Origin of the sequence: Legionella impletisoli (assembly GCF_900639875.1) — a bacterium.
GTDB classification, from domain to species: Bacteria; Pseudomonadota; Gammaproteobacteria; order Legionellales; family Legionellaceae; genus Legionella_A; species Legionella_A impletisoli.
In genome coordinates, this window is the sequence record NZ_CAAAIA010000002.1 from 202,969 (window position 1) to 216,819 (window position 13,851).

Consider the following 13,851-nt stretch of genomic DNA (forward strand, 5'->3'; position numbering starts at 1 on the left):
TTTTTTGTCTACTTGCTCTGCTTTATGCAGGGATCCAGTCGTTCTTAAATGAAGTTCAGAGCTGGATTCCGCGCATAAAGCGCAGAACGTAGACATTTTGATTTATTTGTAGCTGCGCGAAGTATATACTATGGGCGCTCATCAATCTCTTTGCGCTGGACGGGCATGAAATCTTTTCTATCTAGCCCCATGCTTACAGCTAGAGCTCCTGCTACGTAAATCGATGAATAAGTTCCAATCACGATACCGATAATTAATGCTAACGCAAACCCATGAATAGATTCACCACCATACACAAACAAGGAGACTACGACAAATAAGGTTAGTACCGAAGTCATAATAGTACGTGACAAGGTTTGATTAATGGAGGTATTCATAATGTCCACAGGACTTGCACGACGGATCTTAATAAAGTTCTCGCGCACGCGATCAAATACAACAATGGTATCATTAAGCGAATAACCAATGACAGCCAATAATCCGGCTAGCGCTTTTAAATCAAACTCTATCCCAAACATAGCAAACACGCCCAAGATTAAAACGGGATCATGAATCAAGGCGACTGCTGAGCTAAACGCCAACCGATATTCAAATCGGAGCGCAATATAAATCATCGTTCCTAATAAAGAGACAATAATAGCTAATGCACCTTTCGTCGCGAGTTCTTTTCCGACTTGGGGGCCTACAAATTCAACACGCTGCTTGGTTGCGCCTGGTAATTTTTCCATAACCTTATCAACCAGCAATGTTTGATCAATATCTGTTCTTGGAGCAATGCTAATTAAAACATCTTTTGAAGTTCCATAGCTAACCACTTGCGCTTCTCTAAAGCCTGCTTCAAACAATTTTTCACGAATTTCAGGAAGATTAGCGGCCTCGTTATAAGATACTTCAATCTGCGTTCCACCAGTAAAATCAAGCCCCCAGTGTAACCCATTCATAATTAAAGCAGCGATTGAAACAATAAAAATCAAAATGGAAAACATCGCGGTCCATTTGCGCGCTCCCATAAAATCCACATTGGAATTTGGATTAAATAATTCCATCTAAACCTCTCTTGTAAATGTAAGAACTAACGTCAAACGCATACTATCTGCAAATAAAATTAAAATGCCGTCATTGCGAACGAAGTGAAGCAATCCAGATCGATGCTTCGTTAGGATTTCATAATGGATTGCGTCACTTCGTTCGCAATGACAACGTATTATTCTGTATTTTCATAGTATGGGTTTGCCTAGGTCGAACGCGAGTTAACTTAGGTAAGCCTTTATATCCCGATCGATAGTTTTTTTACGTTACGCCCACCATAATACCAATTAACTATGGCGCGAGTAAAAGTAACACCCGTTAACATGGAGGTTAATAAGCCAATAGATAATGTGATGGCAAAACCACGTACAGGCCCAGTACCTATCGCAAACAACACCAAACCAACAATAAGCGTAGTAATATTGGCATCAATAATCGTAGCAAATGCGCGATCATACCCTGCAAAAATAGCCGCCTGAGGCGATAACCCCGCTCGAAGCTCTTCGCGTATCCTCTCATAAATCAATACGTTTGCATCCACAGCCATACCAACGGTTAACACAATTCCCGCTATACCCGGCAAAGTTAACGTTGCACCAATTAAAGACAAAACTGCGCACAACAATACTAAATTAAGCAGTAACGCAATATTTGCAACGAGACCAAAGAATCGATAATACACCAGCATGGTAATTAAAATTAGGCCCATGCCCACTTCTAACGAGATGATTCCACGACGAATGTTTTCTTTCCCAAGAGTTGGTCCAACCGTTCGTTCTTCAATCGGATAAATGGCTGCGGGTAATGCACCTGCCCTCAGAAGAAGCGCCAAATTGCTTGCTTCTTTGGTGTCTTTAAGTCCTGTGATTTGAAAATTATTCCCTAGTGCATTTTGAATGACCGGGGCACTAATAACTCGCTCTTCTCGTGTGGTCACGCGTTTTGTCTCGCCGCCAACTTCTTCCAGCCGAGTTTTGCTTTCGACGAAAACAATGGCCATGCGTTTACCAATATTTTCACGAGTAACTTTTGTGAAAAAGGTTTCACCTCCACCACCAAGTTGAACTTGCACAGCGGGTGACGCCGTTTGTTGATCGAAGCTAGATACAGCGCTAGTAATTGAATCCCCACTTAAAACAACTTGTTTTTTTAAAAGAATGGGCTGCCCATCCATCATATATAATTTGCTATTGATTGGAACGGCACCCGTTTGCTTAGCAATCTCTGGATCATTTTCCTGATCAACCAAGTGAAATTGGAGTGTGGCAGTACCACCAAGAATTTGTTTAGCACGTGCAGCATCTTGAATACCAGGTAAGTCAACCGCCACACGAGTTGCGCCTTGCTGTTGTACGACCGCTTCACCCACACCAAGCTCATTCACGCGATTACGCAAAATGCTCATGGTTTGTTCAATGGTGTTTTGACGAATAGTGCTTAGCTCACTAGTTGTTAAACTGGCCGTAATGTCCATCGTGATTTTAGATTTCGTGAAATTTAGACCAGGCATTTTATCACTAAGCTCTGAGTAGGCGTTTTCCATAATATTTTGACTACGGAACCGAACCTTCACGCCCTTATCTGCCATGTATCGGATACCAGAGTATCGAATACCAGCCTCACGTAAGTTCTGGCTAATGCTTTTCATGATGCCTTCATAGCGACGATTTATCACGCTATCGACATCCACCTCTAAAAGAAAATGCACCCCACCCCGGAGATCTAATCCTTGTTTCATGGGTTCGGCACCAATAGCCATTAACCAGGAAGGAGTCGATGGCGCTAAATTCAACGCCACGGTATAGTCTTTATCTAAACCGCTTCGAATCACATCTTTTGCTAGTAATTGATTATCGGTTGATGCAAAGCGAACCTCAATGCCATCTTTTTGCGTTTCAATACCGAGATATTTTAGCTTTGCTTTATCAAGCAAGCGTTTGACTTCCTGTTCTAATGCATGCGGATCCACTGGTTTTTCAGAGGAAATCTGGACAACAGGATCCTCACTATACAGATTAGGAATCGCATAAATTAGACCAATGACGGTGATAAACACCAACATCAGGTTTTTCCAAAGAGGGTATTTATTTTGCATGGGTGGGTCTCTATGACAAGCTTAAAGTGATTTCAAAGTTCCCTTGGGCAATACAGCACTGACTGCATTTCGTTGAATGTTTATCTCAATGCCTTCAGCAATGTTGGCTTTAATATACTGCTCTTCAAGCGCTGTAACTTTAGCGAGAATACCTCCGCTCGTGATTATTTCATCGCCTTTTTTCAAATTACTGATTAATTCACGATGTTCTTTAGCGCGCTTATTCTGAGGGCGAATGAGCATGAAATAAAATAATACAAAAATAGCTGCGATCATAATTAAAGAAAACGTGCCATCAGCCTGAGCTGGTTGACCAGCTTGGGCCGCCATCGCACTACTAATAAAAAAACTCATGTGGTTCTCCTCGATACAGACACAATACAAAGACTGTAAATACAGTACGCTTATTAACACAGAGCCTATATAACGAATCCAGTTCTAACTGAAGACCTTTAAATCCCATCAACATACTGTGAGATTAAAACTGAAAGACGTAGGCCGCTTATTAGCGTGACATAATATCGAGATTTAGACCTGGCGTAAATGGATTGCACGAACTTTGGCCTGAGAATAATGAATATTGTGCTCAATTAATAATCGTTGACATAATAGCGGTGTTTGAGAATACAAGTGGTGAAAGTAAGCACGCGAAAATCCTTTTTTACAACTCGTGCAAAAACAATCCGATTCTACTGGCTCAAAATTAAACTCATTCACTGTTTCAGTAATATCCAGCATTCCTTTCTCTGTATACAACTTTCCTTGCATGGCATCCGAAGCCGGTTTATCGGACTCCAGATAAGCCACCCCCTTTGCAGCCAACTTGGTTAAATCATAAACATTGAATGATCCAGCTAGATAATACGATCGATTGGGTGCAAATTCAGAGGAATCAAGTAAAGCATTCGCTTCATCAATAGGATAATAATAACCGTAATCGGATGGTTGCTCTGCGTCAGAAAAGGTAAGAAAAATCTCTTTATGATTGGGTAAGAAAGATTGAATTGATTCAAATTCGTATGCGGAAAGCTTTGGCAAAATTAATATATCAGGATCTAACGAAAGGGAAAGTTTAACTAATTGCAAGAGTGTCAGTTGAGTTACTTTTCCATCGTAAGTTGAGCGAACTGTATAAAAGGTCTCGCTTTTTCGCTTAGGTAAAGAGGCGTTTAAAACCAATTGATGAGGCCATGCTAAATAGCGTTTAAGATGCGTTAATTTTAAGAGTGTGTCGTATCCTGGCTTCATGAGTAAGGATTCTAATGAGCAAGATAAAACTCGAACTCCAGCGGCTGACCAGCTTTCGGCCGTTAATGCACGGCCTGCTACCGTAGAAACAAGAGGAATAAATTGTGGTTTTCCAAGCAATTTTTTTTGATTCATATCTGTTTCCATCAATTAAACATTTACTATTTTTTCATAGGCATTCAAGACAAACGTATCTAATTTTTGAACATTACACGCTTTTTTTGCCTACTTGCCCTGCTTTATACAGGGCATCTAGCGATCTTGAATGAAATTCGGAGCTGGATTCCCTGCATAAAGCATGGAACGTAGGCATTTAAAGTAATCATCATGATAGTGTTACAATAATAAACACGCATCCCCATAGCTATAAAATCGATACTGATGTTCGATTGCAATTCGATACATCTCCATGGTTGCCTCATAGCCAATAAAAGCCGCCACCAACATAAGCAGGGTTGATTCCGGTAAATGAAAATTAGTAATTAACCCATCACAAATTTGAAAATAATATCCAGGATAAATAAATATATCGGTATCTCTACTTTCTGCTTTAAGCTCACCATTGATTGCCGCGCTTTCAAGACTTCTTAAGGCTGTTGTACCTACTGCAATCACCCGTCGGCCTTCGCATTTAGCTTGATTAACGGCATTCGCCAGCGCTTCACTTACAGAATAAAACTCACGATGCATCTTGTGATCTTTTATGTCATCGCAACGCAATGGGCGAAATGTACCCGCTCCAACATGCAAGGTTGAATAAGCGATTCCAATACCTTTTTCTTTAAGAGCAATTAGTAAAGGCTCATCAAAATGCAATCCGGCAGTTGGAGCTGCGACTGAACCGTTATGACGCGCATAAACCGTTTGATATCGATTTAAATCCAAAGCTTCATCATCTCGATTTATATAAGGGGGCAAAGGCATATGGCCAATTTGCGCAAGCATCAAATCTACATCGCCGTTAACGGAGCATATAAACAAATCATCCTCACGGTTAGTAATTTCAACCCGCCAACCTTGATCAAGGTCGATGAGACTGCCTGCTTTTGGAGATTTGCTGGCTTTAATATGAGCTAAGAATTGACTTGAATTCATGAGTCGTTCGACTAAAAACTCAACCTTACCCCCACTTTGCTTTCGACCATAAAATCGAGCGGGAATAACGCGACTATCATTCATCACCAAGAGATCACCTGGTTCAAGCAGATCAAGGATCGATTTAAATTGATGATGGGCAAATTCCTTTCGTGCCCGCGTATAGGTTAACAGTCTTGAGTCAGAGCGGTTATCCAGTGGATATTGCGCGATTAAGCGTTCAGGGAGTTCAAAATAAAAATCTTGTCGTTTCATTTTACAAAATGCCAATTATAAGTCTTTTTTAGCTTTGTGTTAAGCAATCCACGCTCAAAGTTGAAGAAAATAAATGCCTCTAAAATCTCATATTTTGAAAGATTACGGGTATAGTTGTTGTTTCCAATAGGACAATCCCCTATATTAAGGAGGCTAATTTGCTATAAATTTGTTATCAGGAGAAGAAACTATGTCACGATTTACTAAAGCGCTAATCGGTGCTTCTTTAAGTTTAGCTGCAGCTGCTTCATTTGCACTACCTCCAACTGAACTGGTCAGTCATAATAATACAGACGTATCAAGCCAAGCTTATTTAGGCCCTAATCTGGATATTCCACAGCAGCCTACAGCGCCTGGAGCGGTCAAGCGCGTGAGCTGGGTTTCCGTGAGAATCTTATGCATGAACACACCAAAACCAGGCATTTGTCCTGCTAAAATCGCATTAAATACCACACCACAAACGACTTTGGGCGTTGTTGAGTTGAATCTTGCTACAGGAGATATTAATCCTAAAGTATTAAGCGCAAATGGTTACAAAATGACAGTTATTAAACCAGGTGAAATTGCATTTACTAAAGGTGCTTAAAAAACAAACCCGCCACACTCTGTGGCGGGGAATCAAGTTTACTTCGTTTTAACAACCTCTTTATCAATCGTCCAAACAGCTTGTAATCCAACTAAATTAGCGTGTGGTTTAGCACGTGCATTCACATTGTAGGACGATGTTGTACCCAGTAAGTCGGTCTTGTTCACTGTTGTTTCACTTCCAGCAAATAAATAGGTATAACCAATATCAAAGCCTAATGCAGGGTTATATTGATAATGGGAACCGATGGAAAGAGCCCAACGATTAGCGTCAGGTAATCTTACATCACGCTCAACATCAACGGTTGGAGTTTGATCATATCCACCACCGACTCGCATCATCCATTGATCATTCACTTGATAATTCGCCCCAAGAGCAAAACGCCAAGCGTCTCGGTAATTTTGCTCAGTTGTGCTGTTAGTAACAATTTGACCTACCAAAGGAGAAAAAGCAGCGACATTATTCAGTTGCGTTTCTTGAAATACGTTCCAACCTGTAAATACGACTGAACCGAGTAAAGCTAATTTATCGGTGACGTCGTGATAACCACTTAACGTAATGACTTCTGGGAAATGGATTTCGTTACTAAATAAGCCATCACTACGTAAAACAGCCTGGGCATCGGTCAAGGCGGCATCTGCTAAAGGCCCACGTAACTCACTAAACCCATGGAAAACATGATGCATTTTCGACTGGTAATTTAAACCAACTCGGGTGTGTTGATCATTAAACATGGCGAGAGCACCCGCATGAAAGCCTACTCCAGTAGAATGTCCTTTATTATAACTTAAGGAATCCAATAGTGTTGGAGGGAGCAATTGGGCTTGTAACGCCGTTGGAGTACCTAGCATGCGATTAAATTTCACTTGCGACCATTGCCAATCTAACCCCGCTCCCACCGAAAAATTATCCGTCAGTTTATAACCAAACTCAGGCGATAGATTGGCGGTTAATAACTCCGTAAAGGTCGCTGCGTAACGCACAGGAGAGGTTGTGGAGTATTCGGTTGAAAGACCAAAAGGAGACACCACACTAAGACCAAATGCTGCTCGATCACTTAAAGGCAATGCGTAATGGAATGCAGGTACTAATGCATCCACAGAGGCTTCTAAACCGCTAAAGGTTTGAACATACGGAGGTAAGCCTAGTGTAGAAAATGTGCTGGTGCCACTTAATTTAGTACTGGGGAAAACACCTACACCACTGAGCACAACTTGTTCTTTATCAAGGAATACTAAGCCCGCAGGGTTGTACCAACCAATTGAAGCATCTGCAACTTCCGCAGCAATACCGGCTGCATAATTACCAATTGCTGCACCGCTTCCTTCTGTGTATAAGGAAAAACCACCGGCATGAACCGCGCTGCTAGCCAACGCTGCAAGGATGGCCGTACTTAGGTACGTTCTACGTGGTGTTTGCATTCTCTTCACTCCCTACTCCTAAGATATAATCCAAAAAACATTAAGAACAACTGATAATAAATGAATGAAAACGTTTTTCAAACTATTCACGTAAAATATCTTAAGTTACTGTTTATAAATTACATTACTAAGGCATTAATCAGTCATCATGGTAAACTTTGCTTCTTTCCTATCGTTTCTTGAATTAACCCCTAAAAGCCATGACGATTACCGTGGGCAAACACTTGTATAGTCTATTAAGTCCATGCTAATGTGCTCTAATTTTGCACGGGAATATTATGCAACAAGTTATCACTAAATTTGGCGGCACAAGTGTTTCTTCCCGAGAAAACTGGGAGCATATAGCCGCTATAACGCTTAAGCACATTCAAAACGGTTCGCAACCAATAATTGTTTGTTCTGCCTTAAGCCAAGCATCAAACATGCTTGAAAAAATGGTGGATGCGGCTTTACTCAATGAACACCACACTTTGGAATCTGAGCTCAAAACAAACTATTTTAATTTAGCCAAATCATTAGAAGTGAGTTCTGATTTAATTGCAGATGAACTAAACCTCTTGTCGCAATTACTAACTGGTATCGCCCTTCTTAAAGAAGCTCCAGCAAAAACACGCGCCAAAATCTTAAGCCTTGGCGAATTAATGATGACCCGTCTGGGCCATGCGTTTTTAAACACTAAAAACATCCAAAGCCAGTGGTTTGATGCACGTAAAGCCCTAGTTTCAACACCCATCGCTGGAGGCGAAGCCATCAATTATCTTGCAGCACGCTGTGCTGAAAAGCCGAACCCTGGGCTTGCCAAAGCGTTATTGAATAGCGGCGCTGATGCTATTATCACTCAAGGTTTCATTGCCTCAAACAACGAAGGAGAAACAGTTTTACTTGGGCGTGGCGGTTCAGACACATCAGCCGCTTTGCTGGCCGCCATTTTACAAGCAAGTCTTTGTGAAATCTGGACGGATGTACCAGGCATTTACACGGCTAATCCTCATCAGTTACCCCACGCAAGGCTTCTTAAGCAGTTAAATTACTATGAAGCACAAGAAATAGCTTCAATGGGAGCAAAAGTACTGCATCCAAATTGTTTACCCCCTGTTCGACGTGCTGGGATCCCAATGGCGGTAAAATACACTCGAATGCCCGAACACCATGGCACACGCATTTCCCAAGAAAGTGATGATTCGGCCCCTCCCATTAAATCCATTTTGGCCAAACATAGTGTTACGCTCATTTCCATAGACACCTTAAATATGTGGCAACAAGTTGGCTTCTTAGCTGATGTGTTTTCGACTTTTAAACAGCATGGTTTTTCAGTGGATTTATTGTCTTCTTCTGAATTTAACGTCACTTTGTCCTTAGATGTAAATGCCAAACTTCGTGATCGAAGTGCTTTAGATGCGCTTATTAACGATTTAAATCAATTTGGACGTGCCAAAGTGATTGAACCCTGCAGTGCTGTCAGTTTGGTGGGGCATCGCATTCGTACTGTTCTACCGCAACTCGGACCAACCCTTGAGGTGTTTGAAGCTCAGCAAGTTTATATGATGTCACTCGCTTCAAACGATTTGAATTTGACGTTTGTGGTGGAAGAAGCCCAGGCCGATAAGTTATGCCAAAAGTTACATACGTTACTGATTGAAAATAACCCACAAAGTTTCTATTATTCCAAAAGCTGGCATGAAGAGTTTGGGGAGCACAACGAACCCTCCCAACAGTGGTGGAAAAAAGAACAGGAGCAGTTATTGTCGATTGCAGCCAAACATTCTCCTTGCTATGTTTACAATCTAGATATTCAAGCCCAAAAGGCCGAACAATTGCTAAGCGTTCACTCAGTCGATCAATTGTTTTATGCAATCAAAGCCAACCCCCATCCTGCTATATTGCGTACATTACATGATAAAGGTATCAATTTTGAGTGCGTTTCAATTCATGAGTTAAACCACGTTCTTCTGCAATTTCCTAATTTGGACCGCAAACGGTTATTATTTACCCCTAATTTTTCAGCTCGCGAAGAGTATGAACATGCAATATCACTAGGTTGTTATATTACGGTTGATAGCTTATACCCTCTTCTGCATTGGCCAGAACTTTTTAAAGAACAAGACATTTTAATACGAATTGATCCAGGCGTTGGTGCGGGTCATCATAAATATGTTTGTACCGGAGGAAATGAGTCTAAATTTGGTATTCCTCGTAATAGCTTAGATAGGGTGCAAGAGCTTACTGAAGCCCATAATATTCGTGTTATTGGATTACATGCTCATTCGGGTAGCGGGATTTTATTTCCCGATCTCTGGCAAGAAACTGCCATAATGTTAGCAAAAGAAGCGAAGCGATTTCCGAATGTTACGATCCTTAATTTAGGTGGCGGATTAGGTGTTGTAGAAAAACCTGGCCAACAACCATTAGATCTAGCGGCATTGGATGCTTCGTTAAACGCTGTGAAGTCTCAATATTCCAAACTAGTTTTTTGGCTTGAGCCTGGACGATATTTTGTAGCTGAAAGTGGGGTTATTCTTGCTAAAGTCACGCAATGTAAGGAAAAAGGAAAAGTGCGATTTGTGGGGATTGAAACAGGCATGAACTCTTTGCTTCGTCCTGCTTTGTATGGCTCTTATCATGAAATTGTAAACTTATCACGACTCGAGGAAGAAAAAACTTCATTTGCTCATATTGTAGGCCCTATCTGTGAGTCTGGCGATACACTAGGCCATGATCGCCTCCTTCCAGACACCAAAGAAAAAGATGTTATCTTAATTGCCAATACAGGGGCCTATGGGCATTGCATGAGTTCGAATTACAACATGCGTCCACCTGCAGAAGAAGTCGTAATCGGAGCCTAAGACAAAGATGATATTAAAGGACAGCGATCATCGAATCCTTGCAACCGATCCAAGCCGATCATTTATTGTTCAAGCACCCGCTGGATCGGGAAAAACGGAAATTTTAACGCAGCGCTTTTTGCGATTATTGGCCACGGTTCAAGCACCAGAGCAGATCATAGCTCTCACATTCACGCGCAAAGCTGCTAATGAAATGCGCGAGCGTATTCTAATCGCTTTGCAAAAAGCTGAAAACCAAATTGCCCCTCAATCTGCCCATCAGCAACGTACGTATGAATATGCTTGTCAAGCGCTAGAGAGAGATAAAACGCTAAACTGGCAACTTGTACAACAACCAAACCGCTTACGTATCTTAACGATTGACTCGCTTTGCCAGCGCCTCGTCGAAGCGATCCCTTTGCAAGAAAAACAAGTGCCTTTCGCCACCATTGCAGATAAGCCCCAACAATTTTATACTTTGGCAGCAAAACAATGTCTGGACTTTGCCTTGCAACATTCGGCTTATCATGAGCCCTTAAAGCAGCTACTCCACCACTTAGATAATCAGCCACAAAAATTACTTCATATTTTTGCTGAACTCTTGGCCAATCGCGATCAATGGTTAGGGCCAATTCATCAAGCCAAATTCCAGAATAAAGAAGCGTTCGAACAAGCACTTGAATGGATTGAAGAGCATGAATTAACGAGATTTTATCAGAGCTTACCCTTAAGTATCTGGGATGAATTAATAACTTTAGTGCAAAAGCTTGCAAAACTTGAAACCGCTCCTTTGTGCATTCAAGAACATTTCGGACAAACAAACCAGGTTAAAAAATTCAATCGCCATAACGCAGCCGGGCTTGCTTCTCTCTTGTTAACCACGCAAGGAACTTTTCGCAAACGCTTTGATCACCATGTGGGCTTAAAAAAAGGCGTTTGCACGCCTTCGCTGTATCAGGATTTAAAATCAGGCAGTGAAGCGTTATTTGAAACATTACATGATCATCCTGATTTTTTAGATGCTCTAAAACGCGTTCAAAACTTGCCTGCTCCACAATACGATGAGCATCAATGGGCCGTTTTACAGGCTTTATTTGCTCTTTTACCCATTTTAGCCGCTCACTTACAGCTGGTATTTAATGAAGCCAATAAATTGGATTTTTCAGCGATTTCACAACAAGCGATTTTAGCGCTTGGGGCTGAAGAAGAACCGACTGATTTAGCTTTATACCTCGATCATCAAATCCATCATTTATTAGTTGATGAATTTCAAGATACCTCCATTCAGCAATTTGAATTATTAGAAAAGCTGGTGAAAGAATGGTTACCCGGAGACGGTAAAACATTATTTGTTGTCGGTGATCCTATGCAATCCATTTATCGCTTTCGCTCGGCTGAGGTGGGGTTGTTTCTTAGAGCCCAACAAGTTGGAATTGGCCCCGTTAAACTGACCGCGTTGGAATTAACCTGTAATTTTCGCTCCACAGCTACGGTGGTTGAATGGATCAATGATTCGTTTCAAAGCGTTTTTCCAAAAACAGACGACATTGAATCAGGTGCTGTAAAATTTTATCCCTCAGAAAAAACGCAGCCTCCCGTTACACATAGCTTCATCAAAACATGGCAATATTCCACGCCTATTGAAGAAGCACGCGCTGTGGTGGCAACGGCAAAAGCTGAATTAGAAACACATACAACAGAAAACATTGCCATTTTAGTTCGCTCTAGGACGCAGCTCAAACACATTGTGCGTTTACTACGCGAAGAGCAAATTCCATTCCAAGGAATTGATATTGACCCCCTAGCTAATTTATCGCATTTACGGGATGTTTGGTCATTAACCCAGTCTTTATTGATGCCCGCAAATCGCCTGGCGTGGCTTTCGTTTTTACGAAGTCCGTGGTGTGGAATATCGCTGAAAGATTTACATCATTTAGCGATTTTTGCTAAATCAAAAAGTATTTTCTATGCCTTATCTCAAGTCGATGTGATTACAGCTCTGAGCACTGAGGGTAAAACACGTTGCAAATTTATTTATCAAGTTATGGATCACGCCTTAAACACACGTTATCAATATCCGTTAGTGGAATGGATTACTACAACGCTTGTTAATCTACACCAAACGAGTTTATTAACTGAAGAAGAACAAGCCGATCTTGAACAGTTTTGGTACTTAATCAATCAATTTGAAGCGCATGGTCAAATCAGTAACTGGGAGCAATTTGCAGAAGAATTTAATAAACTTTATTCACAACAAGTCACTCCTTCACGATTGCAAATCATGACCATACATAAATCAAAGGGACTTGAATTTGATGCGGTGATTCTACCTGGCTTAAGCTCTAAGTCCCAAACGCCTGACAAACCTTTATTACGCTGGTTAAAATTACCGACGAAAGAACGCGATCTCTTACTTATATCTCCCATGAAGGCGCTGCATCAAGATGTATGTTTAGTTTATGATTACTTACAACAGTTAGACTATGAAAAAGATAGGTATGAAACCCAAAGACTTTTATATGTTGCAGTAACCCGTTCCAAGAAAAGACTTTATCTTCTGGATCATGAAAAAAGCATTCCAAAAGGGTCTTTTCGTCATCTCTTACAGCATGTGTCTTTTGAAGAACAAGTCGCAATCGACGATAGGACTGCCTCCAGTGATTCTATCATGGAATTACCGAAGTTATATCAGTTACCCATTGAGTATTATCGACACGAACTAGAACCCAGCGAAAACCCCTATAGTAATCTGCGCCTAAATGAATCATTAAACACGGCTCGCTTAATTGGCATCGCTGCCCATGAACTACTGCAATGGATTTGTACCAATCACCCCTCCAGCAGCGAAGTAGTACCATGGTCCATTCTCACTCATTATTTTGCAAGCCATGGGTTTTCTCATGATGAAACAACGTCGATATTAACCCCCATAAAAAACCAAATTTGTCGTCTTTTTAATGAGCCAGTTGGTCAATGGCTTATTTCTAAACATGAGGAAGAACAAAATGAGTATGAATTAATGGTTATAGACGGTGAAGAAACGACAACTAAGATAATCGATAGAACATTCCTAGAAAATGGCAAGCGGTGGGTCATTGATTTTAAAACTGGGCTTGAAGATTCAACTTCTATCAACAAGCACAAAGAACAAGTGAATCATTATGCCCATATTTTAACTACTCGTTTTCAAGAGCCCATTGAATGTGGTTTATACTATTTAACCAGCGGCCATTGGATTTCTTGGAATTTTCCTAGTTCGCTACTCCAGAGCGATTTATCCTAAATTCGGCGATTGAATCG

The 13,851-nt window shown here is 41.1% G+C and carries 9 protein-coding genes; 3 read left to right on the forward strand and 6 right to left on the reverse strand.

Features of this window, described 5'->3' with window-relative positions:
• Window positions 1–128: 128 nt before the first annotated feature.
• The 5 genes from secF to queA form a co-directional block, all read right to left on the reverse strand.
• Window positions 129–1,046: a protein translocase subunit SecF gene (secF, locus tag E1O41_RS03220; protein WP_131775876.1), complete on the reverse strand. Its 918-nt coding sequence runs from the start codon at window positions 1,044–1,046 to the stop codon at window positions 129–131.
• A gap of 221 nt (window positions 1,047–1,267) precedes the next feature.
• Window positions 1,268–3,124, reverse strand: a complete 1,857-nt coding sequence (gene secD / locus E1O41_RS03225; protein ID WP_131775877.1) for a protein translocase subunit SecD — start codon at window positions 3,122–3,124, stop codon at window positions 1,268–1,270.
• 21 nt (window positions 3,125–3,145) lie between these two features.
• Window positions 3,146–3,478, reverse strand: coding sequence for a preprotein translocase subunit YajC (gene yajC, locus E1O41_RS03230; protein WP_131775878.1), 333 nt, complete (start codon window positions 3,476–3,478; stop codon window positions 3,146–3,148).
• A 174-nt stretch (window positions 3,479–3,652) separates the two neighbouring features.
• The gene (locus tag E1O41_RS03235; protein ID WP_165481089.1) at window positions 3,653–4,507 is read right to left on the reverse strand and encodes a tRNA-guanine transglycosylase; all 855 of its coding nucleotides are present in this window, start codon (window positions 4,505–4,507) and stop codon (window positions 3,653–3,655) included.
• A 201-nt stretch (window positions 4,508–4,708) separates the two neighbouring features.
• A complete protein-coding gene (gene queA, locus E1O41_RS03240) occupies window positions 4,709–5,722 on the reverse strand; it encodes a tRNA preQ1(34) S-adenosylmethionine ribosyltransferase-isomerase QueA (RefSeq protein ID WP_131775880.1) in 1,014 nt (337 codons plus the stop codon).
• 190 nt (window positions 5,723–5,912) lie between these two features.
• Here queA and E1O41_RS03245 point away from each other — a divergent pair, with 190 nt between their 5' ends.
• Window positions 5,913–6,308: a hypothetical protein gene (locus E1O41_RS03245; protein ID WP_131775881.1), complete on the forward strand. Its 396-nt coding sequence runs from the start codon at window positions 5,913–5,915 to the stop codon at window positions 6,306–6,308.
• 38 nt (window positions 6,309–6,346) lie between these two features.
• Here the strand turns inward: E1O41_RS03245 and E1O41_RS03250 are convergent, their stop codons facing one another.
• Window positions 6,347–7,738: an OmpP1/FadL family transporter gene (locus E1O41_RS03250; RefSeq protein WP_165481090.1), complete on the reverse strand. Its 1,392-nt coding sequence runs from the start codon at window positions 7,736–7,738 to the stop codon at window positions 6,347–6,349.
• A gap of 269 nt (window positions 7,739–8,007) precedes the next feature.
• Between E1O41_RS03250 and E1O41_RS03255 the strand changes: the two genes are divergently transcribed.
• Together E1O41_RS03255 and E1O41_RS03260 are read left to right on the forward strand one after the other, a co-directional pair.
• Window positions 8,008–10,572, forward strand: a complete 2,565-nt coding sequence (locus E1O41_RS03255) for a bifunctional aspartate kinase/diaminopimelate decarboxylase (protein ID WP_131775882.1) — start codon at window positions 8,008–8,010, stop codon at window positions 10,570–10,572.
• Window positions 10,573–10,579: 7 nt separating this feature from the next.
• Entirely contained in the window at window positions 10,580–13,834 is a 3,255-nt protein-coding gene (locus E1O41_RS03260; protein ID WP_131775883.1) for a UvrD-helicase domain-containing protein, read from the forward strand.
• Window positions 13,835–13,851: the final 17 nt, after the last annotated feature.

Bases quoted from the DNA above. Each gene is read 5' to 3' on its own strand.
- secF (WP_131775876.1), bottom strand. From the start codon at position 1,046: ATGGAATTATTTAATCCAAATTCCAATGTGGATTTTATGGGAGCGCGC.
- secD (WP_131775877.1), bottom strand. From the start codon at position 3,124: ATGCAAAATAAATACCCTCTTTGGAAAAACCTGATGTTGGTGTTTATC.
- yajC (WP_131775878.1), bottom strand. From the start codon at position 3,478: ATGAGTTTTTTTATTAGTAGTGCGATGGCGGCCCAAGCTGGTCAACCA.
- E1O41_RS03235 (WP_165481089.1), bottom strand. From the start codon at position 4,507: ATGAATCAAAAAAAATTGCTTGGAAAACCACAATTTATTCCTCTTGTT.
- queA (WP_131775880.1), bottom strand. From the start codon at position 5,722: ATGAAACGACAAGATTTTTATTTTGAACTCCCTGAACGCTTAATCGCG.
- E1O41_RS03245 (WP_131775881.1), top strand. From the start codon at position 5,913: ATGTCACGATTTACTAAAGCGCTAATCGGTGCTTCTTTAAGTTTAGCT.
- E1O41_RS03255 (WP_131775882.1), top strand. From the start codon at position 8,008: ATGCAACAAGTTATCACTAAATTTGGCGGCACAAGTGTTTCTTCCCGA.
- E1O41_RS03260 (WP_131775883.1), top strand. From the start codon at position 10,580: ATGATATTAAAGGACAGCGATCATCGAATCCTTGCAACCGATCCAAGC.